The 21,817-nt window shown below is 37.6% G+C and carries 21 protein-coding genes; 3 read left to right on the top strand and 18 right to left on the bottom strand.

Features of this window, described 5'->3' with window-relative positions; all coding sequences use genetic code 11:
• Positions 1-92 precede the first annotated feature (92 nt).
• Together G440_RS0112685 and G440_RS0112680 are read left to right on the top strand one after the other, a co-directional pair.
• Complete coding sequence (locus G440_RS0112685; RefSeq protein ID WP_026451650.1) at positions 93-377, top strand: nucleotidyltransferase family protein; 285 nt, start codon at positions 93-95, stop codon at positions 375-377.
• Positions 370-750: a HepT-like ribonuclease domain-containing protein gene (locus G440_RS0112680; RefSeq protein ID WP_051285362.1), complete on the top strand. Its 381-nt coding sequence runs from the start codon at positions 370-372 to the stop codon at positions 748-750. The genes G440_RS0112685 and G440_RS0112680 overlap by 8 nt, the downstream gene beginning before the upstream one ends.
• On the opposite strand, the gene G440_RS0112675 is transcribed toward G440_RS0112680, so the two are convergent.
• From G440_RS0112675 to G440_RS0112610, 13 genes are all read right to left on the bottom strand, one after another.
• Positions 751-1,443, bottom strand: coding sequence for a toxin-antitoxin system YwqK family antitoxin (locus tag G440_RS0112675; protein WP_034259530.1), 693 nt, complete (start codon positions 1,441-1,443; stop codon positions 751-753).
• A 166-nt stretch (positions 1,444-1,609) separates the two neighbouring features.
• Positions 1,610-3,493, bottom strand: a complete 1,884-nt coding sequence (gene yidC / locus G440_RS0112670; protein ID WP_026451647.1) for a membrane protein insertase YidC — start codon at positions 3,491-3,493, stop codon at positions 1,610-1,612.
• A 138-nt stretch (positions 3,494-3,631) separates the two neighbouring features.
• Positions 3,632-5,251, bottom strand: a complete 1,620-nt coding sequence (locus tag G440_RS0112665) for a CTP synthase (RefSeq protein WP_026451646.1) — start codon at positions 5,249-5,251, stop codon at positions 3,632-3,634.
• 112 nt (positions 5,252-5,363) lie between these two features.
• On the bottom strand, positions 5,364-6,035 hold the full coding sequence (locus G440_RS0112655; protein ID WP_026451645.1) for a spermidine synthase: 672 nt from the start codon (positions 6,033-6,035) through the stop codon (positions 5,364-5,366).
• 27 nt (positions 6,036-6,062) lie between these two features.
• Positions 6,063-6,293, bottom strand: a complete 231-nt coding sequence (locus G440_RS0112650) for a DUF3820 family protein (protein WP_026451644.1) — start codon at positions 6,291-6,293, stop codon at positions 6,063-6,065.
• A complete protein-coding gene (locus G440_RS0112645; RefSeq protein WP_026451643.1) occupies positions 6,277-6,807 on the bottom strand; it encodes a DUF922 domain-containing protein in 531 nt (176 codons plus the stop codon). Before G440_RS0112645 ends, G440_RS0112650 begins: the two co-directional genes overlap by 17 nt.
• A gap of 64 nt (positions 6,808-6,871) precedes the next feature.
• Positions 6,872-7,273: an OsmC family protein gene (locus G440_RS0112640; protein ID WP_026451642.1), complete on the bottom strand. Its 402-nt coding sequence runs from the start codon at positions 7,271-7,273 to the stop codon at positions 6,872-6,874.
• Positions 7,270-9,204 (bottom strand): LysM peptidoglycan-binding domain-containing protein, encoded by a 1,935-nt coding sequence (locus G440_RS0112635; protein ID WP_051285360.1) that lies wholly within the window; start codon positions 9,202-9,204, stop codon positions 7,270-7,272. The genes G440_RS0112640 and G440_RS0112635 overlap by 4 nt, the downstream gene beginning before the upstream one ends.
• A gap of 88 nt (positions 9,205-9,292) precedes the next feature.
• A complete protein-coding gene (guaA, locus tag G440_RS0112630; RefSeq protein WP_026451640.1) occupies positions 9,293-10,822 on the bottom strand; it encodes a glutamine-hydrolyzing GMP synthase in 1,530 nt (509 codons plus the stop codon).
• 115 nt (positions 10,823-10,937) lie between these two features.
• Positions 10,938-11,678, bottom strand: a complete 741-nt coding sequence (lptB, locus tag G440_RS0112625; protein WP_026451639.1) for an LPS export ABC transporter ATP-binding protein — start codon at positions 11,676-11,678, stop codon at positions 10,938-10,940.
• A gap of 67 nt (positions 11,679-11,745) precedes the next feature.
• Positions 11,746-12,099, bottom strand: a complete 354-nt coding sequence (locus tag G440_RS0112620; protein WP_026451638.1) for a carboxymuconolactone decarboxylase family protein — start codon at positions 12,097-12,099, stop codon at positions 11,746-11,748.
• A 60-nt stretch (positions 12,100-12,159) separates the two neighbouring features.
• On the bottom strand, positions 12,160-13,017 hold the full coding sequence (gene tatC, locus G440_RS0112615; RefSeq protein WP_026451637.1) for a twin-arginine translocase subunit TatC: 858 nt from the start codon (positions 13,015-13,017) through the stop codon (positions 12,160-12,162).
• The gene (locus G440_RS0112610; RefSeq protein WP_026451636.1) at positions 13,017-13,982 is read right to left on the bottom strand and encodes a KpsF/GutQ family sugar-phosphate isomerase; all 966 of its coding nucleotides are present in this window, start codon (positions 13,980-13,982) and stop codon (positions 13,017-13,019) included. The genes tatC and G440_RS0112610 overlap by 1 nt, the downstream gene beginning before the upstream one ends.
• A gap of 203 nt (positions 13,983-14,185) precedes the next feature.
• Between G440_RS0112610 and G440_RS0112605 the strand changes: the two genes are divergently transcribed.
• Positions 14,186-16,378, top strand: a complete 2,193-nt coding sequence (locus G440_RS0112605; protein ID WP_026451635.1) for a RecQ family ATP-dependent DNA helicase — start codon at positions 14,186-14,188, stop codon at positions 16,376-16,378.
• A gap of 175 nt (positions 16,379-16,553) precedes the next feature.
• On the opposite strand, the gene G440_RS0112600 is transcribed toward G440_RS0112605, so the two are convergent.
• From G440_RS0112600 to G440_RS19960, 5 genes are all read right to left on the bottom strand, one after another.
• Positions 16,554-17,015 carry a hypothetical protein gene (locus G440_RS0112600; RefSeq protein WP_157417977.1) on the bottom strand — a complete coding sequence of 154 codons (462 nt, stop codon included), beginning with the start codon at positions 17,013-17,015 and terminating at the stop codon, positions 16,554-16,556.
• A 48-nt stretch (positions 17,016-17,063) separates the two neighbouring features.
• Positions 17,064-18,122: a nucleoid-associated protein gene (locus tag G440_RS0112595; RefSeq protein WP_026451633.1), complete on the bottom strand. Its 1,059-nt coding sequence runs from the start codon at positions 18,120-18,122 to the stop codon at positions 17,064-17,066.
• Positions 18,123-18,291: 169 nt separating this feature from the next.
• Positions 18,292-18,810 (bottom strand): IS1096 element passenger TnpR family protein, encoded by a 519-nt coding sequence (locus tag G440_RS0112590; protein WP_026451632.1) that lies wholly within the window; start codon positions 18,808-18,810, stop codon positions 18,292-18,294.
• An 80-nt stretch (positions 18,811-18,890) separates the two neighbouring features.
• Positions 18,891-19,904, bottom strand: a complete 1,014-nt coding sequence (locus tag G440_RS0112585) for a COX15/CtaA family protein (RefSeq protein ID WP_026451631.1) — start codon at positions 19,902-19,904, stop codon at positions 18,891-18,893.
• 256 nt (positions 19,905-20,160) lie between these two features.
• Complete coding sequence (locus G440_RS19960) at positions 20,161-21,660, bottom strand: CCA tRNA nucleotidyltransferase (protein ID WP_245574857.1); 1,500 nt, start codon at positions 21,658-21,660, stop codon at positions 20,161-20,163.
• Between the last annotated feature and the right edge of the window lie 157 nt (positions 21,661-21,817).

Here is a 21,817-nt window from a genome sequence, read left to right as displayed (position 1 = left end):
CAATAATAAAACGTTTTCCTTATTTTTTATGTTTAAATGTGTCATTACGTATAAAATAGATTAATTTTAAGGAAGCATAAAAGATTTTTCAGATGACAATAGAAAGTATTAAGAAACACGTTATTCCTTTGTTAAAAAGGAACAGCATTACTCGTGCAGGAATATTTGGTTCATATGCAAAAGGTATAAACTCCGAGGATAGTGATATAGATATTTTGGTTGAATTGGGAGAAAATATGAGTCTATTGGATTTTGTTAGGATTAAACTGGATCTTGAAAGTTTACTTAATAAAAAGGTAGATTTAGTAGAATATAGAGCATTAAAGCCAAGATTGAAAAACCGTATATTATCTGAAGAATTAAGAATTTATGGATAGTAAAGAAATGCGTGATGACCTAGTTTTTCTTGAGGATATCTTGGAGTGCATTATAAAAATAAATGAATATATTGAGGAAGTATCCGAACAAGATTTTGAAATCAATATCGAAAAGCAAGATGCAGTTATTCGGAGGTTGGAAATAATAGGGGAGGCCGTTAAGCATATCTCAAAAAATGTCAGAAATAAAAATACTGATATTCCTTGGCGCGAAATGGCTGGAATGAGAGATGTTGTTGTCCATCAATATTTCGGGATAAGCATAGGTTTGATTTGGAAGGTTTGTTCGGTGGATATTCCAAAGCTAGAGGTATCAATAAAAAAAATAATTAAAGAACAATTGCCTCCCAGCGGAAGCAATTCAGATATGTAACTATTTCCCTTTATTTTTCGGAAAAGTCTCTTCCAAGATCAGTTTTCCATCTTTGTAATATTTCCAAAGACCGTATTTTTTTCCGTTTTTATAATACCCTTCAATTATTACATTTCCAAATGCATCAAAATAGGTAGCTTCACCGTGGAGTTCGTCGTTTTTATAAAGGAGTTTTTTTAATAACACGCCGTCAGGCGAATAGTAATTGTCTTCGCCCTCCTTGATACCGTTTTTATAATCGGTTTCTTCGGTTATTTTACCGTTGGGATAGTAGGTGGTCACTTTTCCGTGAAGCTTACCATTTTCGTAATACTCACGAGTCATAACTTCATTAGCGTTTTTGTGATAATAAACCCATTCGCCAATTCGGTCTTTCGCTTTCATTTTCCCTTCGCTGACTAATTTTCCTTTAGCAGTAAAGTATTTTACATCGGCGATAGCGTCTTTGTCGTTAAAGATTTTTATCACGGAAGGCTTGTCCTTACAATCTGCGCAATAAAATTTGAATTCTCCAACTTCCTTTCCGTGTTCAAAAGTGCCTTCATAGCGCACTTGCTTGCTTCCGGGATATGTTTTTTGCCAGGCTCCATGGCGCTCACCTTGAGCATCCATCTGGTTGATATCACTTTGTGAGTGCGCATCTACGCAACAGAAAACTATTCCGAAGAAAAAAAGAAGACTTAGTTTTTTCATTGTTTTAATCATTTGTCAATACAGACAACGAAGAAATTTAGAACCTATTTTTAAACCTACAAGGAGATTGCTTCGTGCCTCGCAATGACACCTTGCAGGAAAATCCTTTCTTTTTTCCCCAGCCTTTTAAATTATACTAAGCTTGTTGAAGTAGGCTTTGGAGATTTTATTTCTTCTTTTTCTGCTCTTCAGCCTGTTCCATCATTTCAGCCATTTTACGCTGAAACTTGTTCTGTTTCTTAGGTTTTGCCTTTTTCACCTGAATTTTAGCGTGAATCTTGTCTTCATCAATAATGAAGTTTTTGATTACAAGCATAATCCCAATGGTAATCAAGTTTGAAATAAAATAGTACAACGAAAGTCCGCTCGCATAGTTGTTGAAGAATATCAACATAAACAACGGTGAAAGATACATGATGAACTTCATGTTTGGCATTCCCGGTTGTTGGTTTTGTTGCATACTTTGTCCAGTAGTCATCATCATATAAATAAAGATGGCGATAGAGGCCAAAATTGGGAACAAACTCACGTGACTTCCGTAAAATGGTATGTGGAATGGTAGTTCCGCAATGCTGTCATAACTGGAAAGGTCATCTGCCCAAAGGAAACTCTTCTGTCGCAAATCAAAGGCCGATGGGAAGAACGTAAACAGCGCATAAAACACCGGAATCTGCAATATAGCCGGTAAACATCCCTTGAGCGGACTGGCGCCAGCGGAGTTTTGCAACTTCATGGTTTCTTGCTGAATCTTAAGTTTATTGTCTTTATACTTCTCCTTGATCTCGTCCATTTCAGGTTTTAAAACCTTCATTTTTGCTTGAGACAAATACTGTTTGTATTGTACAGGAGACAGTAAAAGTTTTATAAGAATGGTCAATACGATAATGGCAATTCCGGCAGGAAGGAAATCCGTCAAAAATGCAAACAAAGGAATAATAAGATACTTGTTTATAACTCCAAAAATACCCCATCCTAATGGCATCGCCTCATCAAGGTTACGTCCATATTTTTTGAATATCTGATAGTCTGATGGACCGTAATACATATTCATATCATAAGATATCCCTCCACCTTTAGGCTCCAAAAGTATTTTTGCGCCGTATTTTTTTGTGTAAACCGTGTCAATTTCTTCGTCGTGAACAAGGTTTTCAGAACTAAGGGTAACCTCTTTAAAAGGAGTGTCCGTCAACAACATGGAACTAAAGAAATGCTGACGAAAGTTCATCCAAGCAACATCTTTTTCCACTTCTGTGTCGTCACTACCTGCGGAGAGTTTTGAATGTTTCTCCCCGTCATATTCATAAGTTAGACGTGTATATCGGTTTTCATACGAAATACTCTTTGCGTGACGATACCCTTTCAACTGCGAGTCTAAATACATGGGAGTTGAAGTACTAAGAATGTTATCTAAACCTTGGCTATTGATGCTGAAATCCATCATGTACTCTCCAGGATGCAAGGTGTAGCGATATTCAATGTATCCATTTTCCGAAGTTTTAAGCTTCATGGAGAGCACTTGGTCTTCACCATTTTTGCTTAACGTAGGCTCAAAATATAGATCTTGGGAGTTTAAGGTTCTGTTTTCTGCAGAAAACTGAAGGTTAAACGAAGCATTTCCATCTTTAATTAGATAAACAGGAATAGAATCGAATTTTGTAAAATTCTTTAGTCGCGCTTCGGAAATATAACCTCCTTTGTTGCTCACTTTTAGATAAAGCACATCATTTTCAAAAACGGTACTTTCATCGGTTGCAGAAGGAAGCGTTCCGGAATAAGCAAAAGAACCCAATTTGTTCTTTAGTTGTTCCATAGCCAAAGAATCGCCCGGTTTTAAGCCATTCATAGTATCGGAAGTCGCTTCAGATAAGCTTATTTCTTCTGATTTCTTTTCATTTGCAGCTGCCTCTCCTTTTGCCGCGGCTTCAGTTTTGGCCTTTTCGGCTTGAATTTCCTCCTCGCTTGGTTTGTTGAGGTAAAGCATCCAAATTAGGATTCCACCAATTAATACAAAGCCTATAAGTGAGTTAAAGTCGAATTTCTTTTGTTCCATACTATGTCGCGGACTTGATCCACAATCGTTTTAATGAATTCCGAAAAATTTCTTTCGAAAGGTTGATTTTTATTTCAATTAGAAGGTGGATTCAAGTAAACAACAATCCCGCCTTTTTTGGCAATACGCCATATTGTCTTATTTCTTTTTCGAGGCGTGTTCGTGTACCGCTTTTACAAAGGCAACAAACAACGGATGTGGGTTGGCTACGGTACTTTTGTATTCTGGGTGATATTGTACACCAACGAACCAAGGATGCGTTGGAATTTCAATGATTTCTACTAATCCTGTTTCAGGGTTTACACCGGTCGCAACAAGACCTGCAGCTTCAAACTGCTCCAGATATTTATTGTTGAATTCATAGCGGTGGCGGTGACGCTCCTCTATGGTTTTTGATTTGTATACTTTACTTACAATACTACCTTTTTTCAAATCGCATTTCCAAGCGCCCAACCGCATGGTACCACCCATTTCGGTAATGTTTTTTTGATCTTCCATGATGCTAATCACAGGATTTTTTGTTTGCGAATCCATTTCTGTGCTATTCGCATCTTTCAGTTTAAGTACGTTGCGGGCAAACTCTATTACTGCCATTTGCATTCCTAAGCAAATACCTAAAAATGGTAAATTGTTTTCTCGGGCATATTGCACGGCAGCAACCTTCCCTTCAACACCACGTTCGCCAAACCCAGGAGCGACTAAAATTCCGTCCAGCTTTAAAAGTTTTTTACCAATACTTTTTGCGTTAATGTGCTCAGAGTTTATGTATTCCACTTTCACTCTCACTTCATTTTCAGCACCCGCGTGAATAAAAGATTCAAGAATAGATTTATAGCTGTCTTGCAATTCTACATATTTTCCTATAAGACCAATGCGAACTTCCCCTTTTGGATTTTTATGTCTATCCAAAAACTTGTTCCACTTCTTTAAATCTGGTTTTTTTGTGTCTTTTAGGTTTAATTTCTGAAGGGTCACTTTGTCTAAACCTTCCTCCAGCATCATATTGGGAACGTCGTAAATAGTGGAAGCATCGATAGATTGGATTACCGCCTCTTCTTTAACATTACAAAAAAGAGCAAGTTTTCTCCTTAAATCTCTTGAAAGTTCGTGCTCGGTTCTGCACACCAAAATATCTGCTCTAATTCCGCTTTCCATCAAGGTTTTTACGGAATGTTGAGTTGGCTTTGTTTTTAATTCTCCAGCAGCAGAAAGATAGGGAACAAGCGTTAGGTGAATAACCAAAGCATTGTCATCACCCATTTCCCACTTCATTTGCCGAACGGCTTCAATATATGGTAGAGATTCTATATCGCCAACTGTACCGCCGATTTCAGTGATAATAATATCATAGTCACCAGTGTTTCCAAGCAACTGAACGCGTTCTTTAATTTCATTGGTGATATGTGGAATAACCTGAACGGTTTTTCCAAGGAATTCACCACGACGTTCTTTTTCAATAACGCTCTGGTAAATTCGTCCGGTGGTAACGTTGTTTGCTTGAGAAGTGGTTACATTCAGGAAACGTTCGTAATGACCTAAATCTAGATCTGTTTCGGCACCATCGTCAGTTACGTAACATTCGCCATGTTCATAAGGGTTCATGGTCCCTGGATCTACGTTTATGTATGGATCCAATTTCTGGATGGTAACTCGGTAACCTCTGGCTTGTAGTAGTTTGGCCAGTGATGCGGCAATAATTCCTTTTCCTAATGATGATGAAACCCCGCCCGTAACGAAGATGTATTTTGTGGTGCTCATGAATACGTTTGCTGAAATGATTATACGGGATGCAAAGGTACATTTTTATTGTGGAAAGGGGGAAGGTATATTCGTTATTTGTTTCGCCTTAAATGAAGTGGAGTAAAACCGATCAAGACATCAATTTTTGTGCAATGAGCAAAGTGTTTGTTCTATTTACTTTTGAAAGGATTTCAAACTGGAAACCATTCCCGAAATTGGAGATAATGGTTTCAACGATGTTAGATTTTTTTTCCAGATTCAGCCCTACATTAAAAATAATAAAACCATTTTTCTGAAGAAGTGAAGAAACATTATCACAGAATTCCTTTTCGTAAAAAATAGGAGGGACGTTTATATCAATAAAAAGATCGATAATAATTAGTTGAAATCTCTCTTCCGCCCCGGCGGACAGGTCGGAAGTCTTTACGTATTCAAAAGCATCTTCTTGAATGATTTGAAGGTTTTCTGAAGTGGAAATTCCGAATTCGTCTTTAGCAAGTTTTATGATTTCGGGGTCAATCTCCACTGTAACAATGTTTTCTTGATACTCAAAAGTTTCCCGAAGCGATTTAATGACGCTGCCACCACCCATTCCTAAAATCAACAAGTTTTCGACTGATTTTAAATCAACCTTTGTTAATCCAATTTCTAAGATTTTTTGAAGTGAACCATAGGAATAGTTGGCATTTTCAGTGTCCAAAATCTTTTTTCCATTGACGTAAGTTACTTCCAAAGTCCCGTTTACTTCCGAAGAAAAACGTCGTGTAATAGGCCAGATGTAACTTAGAAATTTTTTCGACATTATCGGTTGCTGAGCGGAGCCGAAGCACTACTTCTTTATTAGTTTCTTAAGCAAACCTTCAAGTCCGTTCAATTTCAGTTCATACATTTCGGCCATCATCCTTCCCAATTTTCCTTCGGGGAAGCCTTTTTGCTTAAACCAGACATAATAATATTCGGGAATATTCGCCAAATAATAATCTTCATATTTACCGAAGGGCATTTTATAGTTGGCAAGTTCAATCAAGTGATTGGGATCCGGGCTACTTCCAAGGTTCATAACTTTTGAGCTGTTTTGCGATTTGTTTTTCCCATATAGCTTCTTGAATTTCGTTTCGGGAATGGTCTGTCTCAACATCGAACTTTACTTGCATGGCGCGTCGTTTTTGTTCTGTTTGATGATAGATTCTTTTAATTTCAAGCTTAACCCTTTTTGAGAATTTCTTTCCTTCGAGATTCTTTCGAAGCATCCGTGCGTGTAATTCCGAAATATCGAAATGCGCCTGTTCATGGTTTAAAATATACTGATTGACTTTCCCCGGTTGAAACCAAGACTTCTCAGGATAAAAAAAGCTAGCCACGGAATATTCTACAGTTACTTCCCCGTTTTTTAATGAATAGGAATATTGAAAATTGATGCCGGTATTTGTGCTAGCCACAAAACTTGCGCTGGGAATGGGTTTCCCGCGAAAATCTTCCCAAGTAAGTTTTCGATTTTCATTCCACAGTATTTTTTCAGAATCACTTTGCGGAAAGAGCAAAAAGGAAAATATAAAGACAAGAAGTAATTTCATATTTATGAAATATCAAAAACGATACCTTTTTTAAGCCCCTCCTTTGGTGGGGTTGGGGGAGGCTTTACCAATTAAACTCAATCACCTTTTCAATATCTGGATGAAGACTGAAAAAGACAGGACAAGTTCTGCCGGTGTTTTCCAAGATTTTTCTTGACTTGGCATCTATTCCGGAAGGGAAATTCAGGATAATTTCAATTTTTGAAATACGTCGTGGATCTGCAGCCATAGTTTTGGTGACCATAGCAGTTGTACCATCCATGTTTACGTCCATATTGCGAGCCTTGATTCCCATAACCGTAATCATACAATTTGCTAAACCTGTTGCTACAGTGTCCGTAGGTGAAAATGCTTCACCCTTTCCGTTGTTATCGGTAGGAGCATCGGTAATAAATTTATTTCCAGATTTTAGATGTTCGTTTTCGGTACGAAGATTTCCAAGGTAAGTTACTTTTGATGTGCTCATTTTACTTCTTCAAATTTAAGTTCGTCGTTATACTTTAAAATATAAGCCGCTTCATTGCAGTATCCTTGTGTATCCGATTTTTCATAACGAAATTTATTTTCGATATAAACCGTTTCATTTTCCGGAAGTATAGCATCATAGATGTCTTTTTCTGAAGCTAAACGCAACAAAACATCATAGGTTACATCGAAACCGCGAATTGCATATCGATTGGGCAAGACGCCATATTTATTTTTATAGCTTGTTAAAAATGGTCCTCGATCGTCTTCAGATAAACTTCTATTTACCGAGGGAAATGTGAAGTTCAGTTTTGCAAGTCTGCTGCTCGAAACTTCATGCCATTCATAAGCTTCATTTCTATCTAAAGTGAATAAACGAATTTTATAACTTCCAGGCATTGCTGCTAATACATTTACTGCACTACTTACCATAATAGGGTTTTCAGACTCAAGAATTACCCAATTGTCCATTCCATCAGAAGCTACAGCAGTAATGTCGCTGGCTTGAATATAGCCTCCACTACGTGGTGAAACTGTTTTTGCTGAAGGAATCGCAGCTTTTATCATTTCTCTTTGCTTTGTTCTTTTGGAATCTGAAATAATAATGATGTTTTTTCCCATAGCGTGTTGCGCCAAATATTGAATCATGGTTTTCTCAAGCACGGCATTTGTTGGTAGGGTTTGGAAAAGATTTTCGTTCATGGCCATATCTCGATTGCTCAAAGGGGAAAAGACTGGAATCTCATCTCTTTTCAACACATTCGAAGCTTTTTCAACGTTCTTTTGAAGTAGTGGGCCAATTACTGCATCTACTTTTTTAAAGTTGCCATTTGACAGAATTGAGGCTACTTTACTATCGCTGTTTTCTGTGTCATATACATTTAGAGTTACCGGAATGCCTTTGTCTTTGGCGAATTCTGCAGCCATCAAGGCACCGCTATAGAAATCTAGAGCTACACGAAGGGTTGGATCTTTTTTAACTAAATCTTTGTCGTCTTGTTCAGAATCCCCCGTACTGCGCTCTAATCGGAAAGGAAGCATTAAGGCCACCGTTTTCATTTTTTTGTTGGCTATTCTATCTTCAAGATCAACTACAGAATAATCCTCAGTTGCAGTAAAAGTTCCATTCTTGGGCAACTTCAGAATCATTCCTTCTATAAGGCCGTCTTTGGCATACGGATTTAGTGCAACTATTTCTTCTTCTGAAAGGCCAAATTTCACTTTCAATCTATAAAAACCTTCTTTAGGCTTTACTTCGTAATACTGAAAATCAGCATCGTCAATTTCTGCTTCATCAATCACGGTTTTTTCGGGAACTACAATGGTTGCACCTACTTTAAGCCCCTCCTTTAAATCTGGATTTAAATCTTCCAGCTCAGCAATGGTAATACCAAATTTTCTTGCAATTCCGAACTTGGTTTCTTTTGCTTGCACCGTATATAGCTTCGTTCCAGGCATAACATCACCAGAACCTGTGCCATTTGTTTCTGTACTTTTGGTAGCTGGGGGAATAAATAAACGCTCTCCTTTCCGAAGACCTCGAGAGTACAATTCCTTGTTGAGTTTTTTAATATCGTCAACGCTAACATTGTAAATTTGAGCAATTCCATAAAGAGTTTCCTTTCCCTTAACCCTGTGTTCACGGATGTTTTTATTGCTTGAGCCAGAGCTAATCAGGTTATTGGAAGGAACAATAAGGATGCTGTTTACTTTTAATCCTTTACGTGTATCCGGATTAAGATTGTAAATGGTTTCTTCAGAAACACCATAATCCATGGCAATGCTGTAAACCGTTTCACCTTTTTGTACGGCGTGGCTTTTGTATTGCTGCTGTGCTACAGAGCCACAACTAACTGTGAAAAGTATAATCACAGAAACATAGATGAAACATTTCAACATATGGATAATCGATTTTTTAGATTTTGTAAACATAATCTCAATTTCGGTTTAAAAACGGCTGCAATAAGGTGGTGAAGCCAATTTCAACATGCAGAGCAATGCTGAAATTAATATCGATGCCTTATTCCCATTCAATGGTTGCTGGCGGTTTAGAGCTAATGTCATAGACTACTCTATTAACGCCTTTCACACGGTTTATTATATGATTACTCACTTCTTGTAGAAATTCGTACGGAAGGTTTACCCAATCAGCAGTCATTCCATCGGTAGATTCTACGGCGCGTAAAGCGACCACCTTTTCATAAGTTCGCTCGTCGCCCATTACTCCAACGCTGTTCACGGGAAGTAAAATCGCTCCAGCTTGCCACACTTTATCGTAAAGTTCCCACTTTCTCAATCCATTGATAAAGATGGCGTCAACTTCTTGCAGAATACGGACTTTTTCCGCGGTAATATCTCCTAAAATTCTGATAGCAAGTCCAGGTCCGGGGAACGGATGTCTACCCAATAATTCTGGATCAATACCCATTTCCTTCCCTACACGGCGCACTTCATCTTTAAAAAGCATTCTTAGGGGTTCAACGATTTTTAGTTTCATAAAATCTGGCAATCCACCAACATTATGATGACTCTTTATAGTTACCGAAGGCCCGTTTACCGAAACACTTTCAATAACATCTGGATAAATGGTTCCCTGTGCAAGCCAATCTACATCAGATACTTGATGCGCTTCATCATCAAAAACCTCAATAAATGCATTTCCAATGGCCTTGCGTTTTCTTTCGGGATCGCTTTCGTCTTTTAAAGCTTTTAGAAAACGTTCTGAAGCATCAACGCCTTTCACGTTAAGCCCCATATCCTTATATTGATGAAGAACACTTTCAAACTCGTTTTTCCGAAGCAAACCGTTGTTTACAAAAATACAGTAAAGATTTTTGCCGATTGCTTTATTCAGAAGGATCGCTGCAACAGTAGAATCTACACCGCCACTTAAACCAAGAACAACTTTACCATCGCCAATTTGTTCCTTTAAAGATGCAACCGTCGTGTCTACAAAAGCTGCGGGGGTCCAGGATTGTTCAACGTTGGCAATATTTACCAAGAAATTCTCGAGTAATTGTTTGCCGTGAGTTGAGTGATAAACTTCGGGGTGGAATTGTATGGCATAGGTTTCTTCCCCTTCAATTCTATATGCCGCGTTTAGTACATCTGTGGTGCTTGCCAATCGCACTGCGTTTTCCGGGAGTTTAGCGATGGTATCACCGTGACTCATCCAAACGTTGGTGTTTTCGGGAATATCTTTAAAGAAATCTTCCTCAGCTTTAATCATAGAAAGTTTCGCTCTTCCGAATTCACGAATGTCTGAAGCTTCAACGCTTCCGCCGTTAAAATGCGCTAAATACTGCGCACCGTAACAAACCGCCAAAAGAGGTTTGTGACCACGAATTTGTGAAAGATCCGGATGTGGCGCATCTTCGGCACGAACCGAAAAAGGACTGCCTGAAAGAATTACGGCCTTGAATGGTTCAAGGTTTTCTGGAATTTTGTTATAAGGATGGATTTCGCAGTAAATGTTCAGTTCCCGTACGCGTCTGGCGATCAATTGGGTGTACTGTGAACCAAAATCTAAAATGAGGACGTTGTTTTGCATAGGCAAAAATACTTTAAATATATAAGTTGGGTCAAGTGTTAATGTGGAATTTTTTCGGAGGTTTTCAACAAAGATTTTTTGCCATTAATTTACCAGTTTTAGTATAAAACAAATTTTAAAACTCCAGTTTTTTCTTCCGAAGTTCAAAGTTCTGGCCTAAATATACTTTCCGGACCATTTCATCTGCGGCTAGTTCTTCGGGAACTCCGTGTTTTAGGATGCTTCCTTCAAACATTAAGTAGGTTCTATCTGTGATTGCAAGTGTTTCCTGTACGTTGTGATCTGTTATGAGAATGCCGATGTTTTTATCTTTAAGCTGGGCCACAATGCGCTGAATATCTTCAACAGCCACGGGATCTACACCCGCAAAAGGTTCATCTAGCAAGATAAAATGTGGATCGGTTGCAAGAGCACGGGCAATTTCGGTTCTACGTCTTTCCCCACCACTCAAGAGGTCGCCACGACTTTTGCGGATATGGCCTAGACCGAACTCTTCAATAAGCGTTTCCATCTTGTGGCGCTGTTCTTTTTTTGAAAGTTTTGTGAGTTGCAATACACTTAAAATATTGTCCTCAACGCTTAATTTTCTGAAAACAGATGCTTCCTGGGCCAAATAACCAATTCCGTTCTGCGCGCGTTTGTACATTGGATATTTGGTGATTTCGGTTCCTTCCAAAAATATCCTGCCGCCATTTGGTTTTATTAGGCCTACAATCATATAAAAAGAAGTGGTTTTTCCGGCACCGTTGGGCCCTAGTAAACCGACGATTTCACCTTGATTTACTTCTACAGTGATGCCTTTTACGACCTTTCGGCCTTTATAGGATTTTATAAGATTTTCGGCTTTTAGTTTCATTATTTGATTTAAGTTTTTGCCTCTAATTCACGAATATATTAATTATCCATGTCTTAGTGGTAAATTTTTATTTAACCTGAGCATCCAATGCTTCCCAATACTCAAAAGCTCTTCTTAAATGTGGAATTACAATCGTTCCACCAATAAGTAACGAAATGCTCATGCCTTCAACCACTTCTTCTTTTGTAAGCCCCATTTTATGACATTCTTCCAGATGATAACGCACACAGTCGTCACATCTTAAAACCAACGAATTACCTAGGCCTAAAAGCTCTTTTGTTTTTTTGGAAAGCGCACCTTCCATATAGGCGTTAGTGTCCAAGTTAAAAATACGCTTGATGATTTTGTTGTTATCCGCAAGCATGGTTGCATTCATCTTTTCGCGATATGCATTAAATTCTTCAATTTGATTGTTTGTCATAATTTTCTGTGTTTAAGAAATTATAGATTTTTTTACTTTCTACTTTCTACTTTCTACTTTCTACTCTCTTTCCTCTTTCTTCTTTTTCCGTTCCTCTTTTTTTAACTCTTTCTCCTGATTTTTAATGACAACTTTTGAAATATAAATACTCACTTCATAAAGAATAACTATTGGGATAGCAACAATTATTTGACTTACAATATCTGGTGGGGTAATAACAGCAGAAAGTACTAAAACGATAATCAAAGCGAATTTTCTATATTTCCGAAGAATTTCTGGAGATACCAAACCAATTTTGGTAAGGATATACATGAGGATTGGCAATTCAAAAACAATTCCACAGGCTAGGACGGAGGTTCTTACCAAGGAAATATAGCTATCTAAATCAAACTGGTTTATCACTTCATCACTTACCTGGTAACTTCCTAAAAAGTTGATGCTTAGCGGGGTGATTAGATAGTATCCAAACAAAACACCTAAAAAGAAGAGAAACGAAGCGATCACGATAAACCCACGACTGGATTTTCGTTCATTCTCATTTAAGCCGGGGCTTATAAATTTCCAAAATTCATAGAGAATATATGGAAAAGCGATGATAATACCTGCGTAAATAGAAGTCCACATATGTGCGGAAAACTGCCCAGCCATGGTTCTACTTTGAATTTTAAAAGGCATTTCCTGAAAACAGAAAGCGTCCATACCTAGCGCTCGTGAAATGTCGCAGAAAATAGAATAGGTGGCAAATTCAGGTCTGGAGGGCCCAAAGATTAGCGTGTCAAAAATAAACCGCTTGAATATGAAAGCCAAAATGGCTACAATCAATACTGCCAGCGTAGAGCGGACAAGGTGCCAGCGCAATTCTTCCAAATGATCTAGGAAAGACATTTCTTTTTCTGGGTCAGTTGATTTCTTTTTCATTAAATAATTCCTTCTTTGGTAAGATTGTGAATGTGGACCACGCCGCTGTACCTACCTTTATCTTCAGCGAGAATCTGTGTTATACCGTATTTATCCATCATTTCGATAGCCTCCACTGCCATGGCGTTGTTTGCTATTCTTTTTGGGTTACGTGTCATGATGTCTTTAGCAGTTAATCCCGTAAAGGTATCCGATTTTGTCAACATTCTACGCAAATCACCGTCAGTAATAATACCTACAATCACTCCGTCTTCAACAACGGCTGTTACACCAAGCATTTTTTCGGAGATTTCTATAATTACTTTCTTTACATCGGTATCGGGACTTACTTGTGGCTTTTCATTTAGTGAAGTTAGATTGCTAACGCGTAAATAGAGCTTTTTCCCCAAGGAGCCACCGGGATGGAACCGTGCAAAATCTTTACTGGAGAACCCGCGTAGATCCAAAAGACACATGGCCAAGGCATCACCAATAACTAATTGTGCAGTGGTGCTTGTTGTTGGCGCCAGGTTATTTGGACAAGCTTCTTTCTCTACATAGGCATTCAGCACAAAGTCGGCCTGTTGTCCTAAAAAAGAATCGCCGTTACCCGTAATGGCAATTAATTTAATCTCCATACCCTTTATTAAAGGTACAAGAACTTTTATTTCTGGGGTGTTTCCACTTTTAGAAATACAGATTACAGTATCATTCTCTTGAATAGTTCCCAGGTCTCCGTGAATTGCATCTGCGGCGTGCATAAATATGGAAGGAGTTCCTGTAGAGTTTAAAGTGGCCACTATTTTGGTGGCGATATTGGCGCTTTTGCCTATTCCGGTAACAATAACTCTTCCTTTAGAATGATAAATATGGTCAACCGCTCCGGCAAACTCTTTATCCACTAAATCTATGAGGTTTGCAATTGCTTTACTTTCAGTCTCTATGGTTTTTTTCGCTATGGAAATAATTCTATCTTGCTGGTTCAAAATTTTAATCCTTTTGAATGTTTGTAACTGTTTCAGAAATTAGTATATTTAGAAGAGAATTAAATCCAATTCACAATCTTAATATAAATGGTTCTCTTTTTAAGATGCAGTCAACTTAAAACGGTTGCAAAATTACAACTGTTAATCTTTAAAACAATATATTGTTGGCTAAAACTGAATTACACACAAAAAAATCTACTAGCGTGGCAGAAATTGATATTTACGCGTCCCTAAAAAAATATTTTGGATTCACCCGGTTTAAAGGCTTACAAGAAGATGTTATCAAAAGCATTCTTGAAGGTAAAAATACTTTTGTGGTTATGCCTACCGGAGGAGGAAAATCACTTTGTTATCAACTTCCGGCTCTTATGCAGGAGGGAACTGCGATCGTGGTTTCTCCGCTAATTGCATTGATGAAAAATCAGGTGGATGCACTGAGGGCACTTTCTTCTGAAGAAGGAGTGGCTCATGTTTTAAACTCTTCCCTAAATAAAACGGAAGTGAAAAAAGTGAAAAGCGATATCGCTTCGGGAATAACAAAATTGCTCTATGTAGCACCCGAGTCACTGACTAAGGAAGAATATGTTAATTTTCTTCAAACGCAGAAAATTTCTTTTTTGGCCATAGACGAAGCGCATTGCATAAGCGAATGGGGTCACGACTTTAGGCCAGAATATAGAAATCTTAAAAGTATTATTCAACGCATAGGCGACGATATTGCAATTATTGGTCTAACCGCTACTGCCACACCGAAAGTTCAGGAAGATATCCTTAAAAACTTAGGCATGCCAGATGCCAACACCTTTAAGGCTTCGTTTAATCGCCCAAATCTTTATTATGAAATAAGGCCGAAAACAAAAAGCGTTGATGCTGATGTTATTCGTTTCGTAAAACAGAACGAGGGAAAAAGCGGAATTATTTACTGTTTAAGCCGAAAAAGAGTAGAACAACTTGCGCAAGCATTACAGGTAAACGGGATAAAAGCCGTTCCATATCATGCTGGCCTCGATGGGAAGACCCGCGTAAAACATCAAGATATGTTTTTGATGGAAGATGCAGATGTTGTGGTGGCGACCATTGCCTTCGGAATGGGAATAGACAAACCAGATGTGCGTTTTGTTATCCATAATGATATTCCAAAAAGTATTGAAAGCTATTACCAAGAAACTGGACGTGCTGGTAGAGATGGTGGCGAAGGACATTGTCTTGCTTTTTACAGTTATAAGGATATAGAGAAATTAGAAAAATTTATGAGTGGCAAGCCTGTGGCCGAACAGGAAATAGGGCATGCACTATTACAAGAAGTAGTCGCTTTTGCTGAAACTTCTATGTCTCGTAGGAAATTTATTCTCCATTATTTTGGTGAAGAATTTGATACAGAAACTGGAGAGGGCGGCATGATGGACGACAATATGCGTCATCCAAAAAAGAAAAACGAAGCAAAAGATAGCGCCAAAAAGCTTTTGGAAGTGGTTGCAAAAACCAATGAACATTACAAAAGTAAAGAAATTGTAAATGTATTAGTGGGCAAAGCGAATGCACTTATCAAGTCTCATCGAACCGATACTCAAGAATATTTTGGAACTGGCGCTTCTAAAGAACCGGCTTACTGGATGGCTCTTTTACGTCAACTACTGGTTGCTGGTTATCTTAAAAAAGACATTGAAACTTATGGCGTTATCCATTTGACGGATGCAGGAAAAGAATTTATTAAATCACCAACTACTTTTATGATGACTGAAGATCATTCCTTTAAAGATGCGAATGATGATGTGATAGTCAATGTAAGCCAAGGAGGCGATGTAGTTGATAAAAACTTGTTTAAACTATTAAAAGCTCAGCTTAAAAAGGTGGCTCACGATTTAGACTTGCCGCCATTCGTTATTTTTCAAGAACCTTCATTGGAAGACATGGCCCTCAAATATCCAGTTACCATGGAGGAGCTTTCCAATGTTCACGGAGTAGGAGAGGGGAAAGCTAAAAAATATGGTAAATCGTTTTTAAAGCTAATTCAAGATTATGTTGAGGAAAACGATATTATAAGACCTGAGGATTTTGTTGTAAAATCTACGGGGACCAATAGTTCCTTAAAGCTATATATTATCCAAAATGTAGATAGAAAACTATCTTTACCTGATATTGCCAATGCCAAAGGCCTTGAGATGACCGATTTTATTAGAGAGATGGAAGCTATTGTTTACAGCGGTACAAAACTCAATATTGATTATTGGATAGACGAAGTACTTGATGAAGACCAACAAGAAGAAATTCATGATTATTTTCTCGAGGCGAAAACTGATAATTTAGAAGAAGCCATGGAGGAATTTGATGGCGATTATGACGAAGAGGAGTTGAGGTTGTACCGAATTAAATTTATCAGTGAAGTAGGGAATTAGTGGTTAGTAGAAAAAGTAGCAGTATTCAGTTACAGTGGGCAGTTACCAAGAATTAAACGCCTTGATGTTTTGCGCACAAAGGCATTGAAATTTAATCTATTTTTTGGAACACGCCCGACCGGCAGGCGGGTTTGGTACTTTATCCCGATAGCTGTCTGGATGGATTTTTTTTAATTTACAACGCTACCAAAATTTCATAAATTCCAGTTTCTGAGTTGAGTTCGTAGTCAGTGTTTTTGATTTCTAAGTTATTCACTGCAACAAAAGAGCAACAGTCTTCAGTTTTTTGCTCGGCATCAAGTTTCAATGTAAAAACCGCTCTTTCTTCAATTTTTAAAATATAGTTTACATTATTATTCCCCCAACCAAATGGGCCTAAGCTGATGATGTTCCTATCATTTTCAGTGTTGAAGATGAATTGAACATTACTATTTTCACTGTCAAGATCTAAAACTTGAATATCCGTTGGATCAAAAGTGCCGTTTGTAAATAGGTTTTCGCCGATGGTTTTATCTAAAAGTTGAAAATTTAAACTAAGAGGTCCTGAATTACAATCAACATCACATTTATCTACGCTGCAAGAGTTCAAAGCACAAGCAGCGATAAAGAATAAAACTAAAATCTTGGTCTTCATCATAATAAACAAATTACTGTTTTCTGAACACTGTGAACTGATCACTGAATACTAACTTTTCTGTTCTTTGTTGAAATAAACTAGGTAATAATACATCTGCTTTTCCTCATCCCAACCTTTTTCAACAAACTTTTCGGCGCTTTCAGGATTAATGAAATCCAGTTTTATTTGAATGTTTGTATCTAAATTGATTACATTCTTTATTTTCTTCCGGGCCGCTGTAACCGCTGTGTTTGCAATAGGGAAAGTGGTTAAATCCTCAATGCTATATTTAGGTGCTTTTTCGGTTTTGTAGTGCCGAAATTCTGGTAATAAATCTGGATTGTCTATCACATCATTCATAAATGCAGTCTCCTCAAAAGTGTCATTCTTGGCAAAATGATTTACGGCGCGATTCATAAACATGACCTCCTGCTTTTTATCTTCAGCAGGTAGCACTACATCTTTTGCGAAATCTTGACAAAATTTTAAATACTTTTTAGTGCGGAAATTATCATCTGCTAATGCATCTACGCCAAGAAAACTTTCCAGCCAATAGCGTGTGTCATAACGGTTGCTGTCAACAGAAAGAATTTTATAGCCTTCTTCTTTTTCCGTATTAAAAATAAGACAACCCTTGTCAAGTTTATTAAGGCTCACCCCGTGTTGTAACATAGCATCCAATTGATTGCCTTCTTCCGAAAATTGAAGGAAATCTTGCTTTACTTCACTTTTAAAAATGCCGAGAGCATCCATTTTCACATTGTCCAACTGAACATTTTCTAGGTATGCAATATATACCTCTCCGCTTTTAATATGTGGATGTTCGGACTGGTTATATAAATAGGTAGCGATTTTCCTGCTTTCTTCATGAATGTTCTCCGGATTGTTAAAAACCCTCGTTGCAATGTTATTGAGCTCGTGAAATTCCAGATCTGCTTCATGGGTAAATTTAAAATAGTTTTCCTCCTTCTCGCGAAACGGTTTTAGAAAGAACTCCTTTAACAATGGTGTTATTTCATCGTCCATTTTATATGGCGCTCCTGAAAGAAAAATAGCCTCGTTGCGGCTTTTATTACCCACTCGGTGAATGGAAAGAGATGCAATATGGGTGGAGAAAAGGTTGATCATTTATTTTAGTTATGAGTTATTAATGTTTGAGTTGAGATGTTTAAAAGTTTAAAGGTTTAGCCAATAAAATCATGATTAGTAAATAACTAGTGTAAAACTTGTATTGAATAGATCTTAAAATTGTTTTCACTAAACACTAAACACTGAACACTGAACACTGAACAATGAATCAATTCCAATTTTCGTCAAAATCGAGGCTGTCATAGTCTTCGGGATCTAGATCGTATTCTTCATCGAAATCGTCATCATCGTCATCAATATCTTCTGCAATGAATTCTTTTTCAGGAGCTTCTTCCGGAATTTGACCTTGAACAAACATCAGATTTGGATATAATACGCCTTCTTCGGAATCTGCGATATCTGCCAATTCAACCATAAAAGTCCACATATTCAAAAAGTCATAAACGTATAGTAGTCGTGTTTTGTGTTCATCAACAATATCTTCCAAATAAGTTTCGGCCATAACGCGGATGGCGCCAGGCTCATCACTTACGTCGAATAGAGAAATTTCTTCTCCTTCTTCCCATAAATCGTTGCTGGTATAAAACGAAGCCATTTCTTGCCCGTCAAACCCGAAAGATTGGATAATAACATTGTGAAGATCTTCTAATGTTGCCGATGCTTTAATTTCTATGTCGCGGAAAACGTCTTCGTGAGTGTCGAGGATTATTCTGAAACGGTAAATCATTTTTTTGTTTTTTTTTTGGAATGCAAAGTTAATCAAAAAGTAAAGAGTTTTCGGGACTGTTTACAGTTTTGGTAATCTATTTATTTAGAAAATCGGTGTAACACAAAAGTCATTCCCGCAAGCAAGAAAAACGCTGTTACTTGATGCAACACTCCCAAAACTACGGGTACCTGATATAAAAGTGTAAAAACTCCTAAGGTGAACTGAACCAATACAAGGAGCAACAATAAATTGATTCCATTCTTTTGTGGAAGCGTAAGCTGCATTTTTCTGGCTTTGTACCAAATAAAAAATATCACTCCTACTACTAAATAAGCCATATACCGGTGAATAAACTGTACGCCGCTTTTCCCTTCCACAAAATTCCTCCAAACGGGCACTTGTTCGGTAGTTACGGTTTCATGAATCCATTGGTTATCGCTCATCATGGGCCAGAAATTGTGAATCCAACCGGCACCCAATCCAGCAACAAAAGCACCCCAAACAATCTGTACTAACAATACTGCCAGACCGACTCTAATTATGTTTCTGAAATGTTTATTAATCTCTTTTTTAATGGGATACCATAAATCTAAGGCTACCCAAAAAGTATAAGCAAAAGTGATAAAAGCGGTCGTTAAGTGCATGGCAAGCCGATAATGGCTGACGCTTGGCCTATCAATCAAGCCACTTTTTACCATATACCAACCCAAAAATCCTTGGAAACCTCCAAGAAATAGAAGAATTATAGCCTTTTTAATGGTTGGTTTGGTAAGTTGTTTTTTGAAAAGGAAATAGAAAAAAGGAATTATAAAAACAATTCCCAATAGTCTGCCCAAAATTCTGTGGATGTATTCCCAAAAATAAATATCCTTAAAATCTTCTAGGTCAAAGTGATTGTGGAGTTTTTGATATTCCGGAAATTGTTGATAATGTTCAAATTCGGCAATCCATTGCGCTTCGTTAAGCGGCGGAATTGTACCGGAAATTAATTTATAACTGGATATTGAAAGTCCAGAATGAGTAAGGCGTGTAATCCCGCCAACCACTACCATTATAAAAATCAGAAAACAGCCCGTTAGGAGCCAATAGATTACTTTTTTGTTGTCTTTCACTTTATAAATTTTATTGTTATTCTTGGTGTTATTTTTAAATACTGAAAGTTGCCTATCATATAAAGGTTACTGAGCCTGTCGAAGTATGCCACGAATTCACAAATTAGATTTTAATATTTTTTTAAACACAAAGTTTATAATGAAAGGCACCAAGAGCACATAGATTTGAAATGTCTTCTTATTGATCTTTTGATATTCGCCTTTTTTAAGATATAATAGCAAAGCTTAGTCGAAGTGTTGACAATTCTTTACTCTTTCATCTTTTTTCTTTCTTCTTTTCTTTTTCATCTTTCTTCTTTTCTCTCTTTTTTCCGTCCGACTTCCCACCTTTGGGGGTCAGGGGAATTAACCCGAGTTCCTCTCCCTTAATCACCATAAACTCCTTTGCCGCTTCGTATTCATTAGGGATTTTTCCTTCTAGTATGGCTTCTTTAATCGCGTCTTTAATGATTCCAATTTCTCTCGAAGGTTTTAAGTTAAATGTGTTCATTATCTCTTCCCCAGAAACAGGAGGTTGAAAATTTCGAACTTGGTCTCGTTCTTCTACTTCCACAATCTTATTGCGGACCAACTGAAAATTAGCGTGATATTTTTTATATTTCTTTGGGTTTTTTGTCGTGATATCCGCTTCGCATAGGGTCATTAAATCCTCCACAAATTCCCCCGCGTCAAATATTAATCTGCGCACCGCACTGTCGGTAACATCACTTGCCAAAACGATGGGTCGCGAACTCATCAATACCATTTTTTGAACGAATTTCATTTTTTCGTTCAATGGCATTTTTAGGCGTTTGAAAAGTTTATAGACCATTTTTGCGCCCACAAATTCATGTGTATGAAATGTCCACCCCAGTTTCTTGTCAAACTTTTTTGTGGGGGCTTTTCCAATGTCGTGAAGCAAAGCCGCCCAACGCAACCACAGATCATCTGTAGTTTTTGAAATATTATCAACCACTTCCAATGTATGCCAAAAGTTGTCTTTATGTGTTTGCCCTTCCTTTTCGTCAATACCTTGTAGTGCCACTAATTCTGGTAAAATGTAAGGCAATAATCCTGTTTTATGAAGAAGGGAAAAGCCTTTTGAAGGCACTTCTGAAAGTAGAATCTTATTCAGTTCATCTACAATTCGTTCTTTGGAAATAATTTTTATGCGTTCTGCGTTTCTGGTAATTGCTTCCAGTGATTCACGTTCAATTTTAAAATCCAATTGCGTTGCAAATCGAATTGCGCGCATCATCCGCAACGGATCGTCGCTATAGGTGATGTTTGGATCTAGTGGAGTTCGGATTATTTTTTTCTGAAGATCTTCAATTCCGTTGAACGGATCTAACAATTCACCAAAATTTTCACTGCTCAGGCTGAGAGCCAAAGCATTTATAGTGAAATCCCTTCGATTTTGATCGTCTTCCAAAGTACCGTTTTCCACCGCAGGATTTCTACTTTCTTCGGAATAGGATTCTTTTCTCGCACCAACGAATTCCAGTTCTACACCACCGCTTTTCAGCATGGCGGTACCATAAGTCTTAAATATTGATACTTTTGGTTTTCCGGGTAAGAGTTTTGAAACTTCCTGAGCGAGATCAATTCCGCTACCCACCGCTACTACATCAATATCCTTGGCTTCACCGCGCTTCAAAATAAAGTCACGCACGTATCCGCCGATAACATAGCTTTCAAGATTTAGGTTTGAAGCGGCTTTGGAGATTGTTCTAAAAATGGGGTTTTCTAATGCGGATATGTAAGTTTGTTTTGTCATTTGTTTTGCCACTAATGCACGAATATTTTATAATTCTCCGCTTAAAGGAGAATTTTCACGAATCTCTTTTACGCCAGAATAGATGTATAATATTTTTACTTTTGATGAGTTTATTTTGAATTAAGTGGATTCACATTAATTATTGCAATGGTTTTTT

The organism is Aequorivita capsosiphonis DSM 23843 (assembly GCF_000429125.1).
Taxonomy (GTDB): Bacteria; Bacteroidota; Bacteroidia; order Flavobacteriales; family Flavobacteriaceae; genus Aequorivita; species Aequorivita capsosiphonis.
This window is presented reverse-complemented; position numbering and strand designations above follow the sequence as displayed.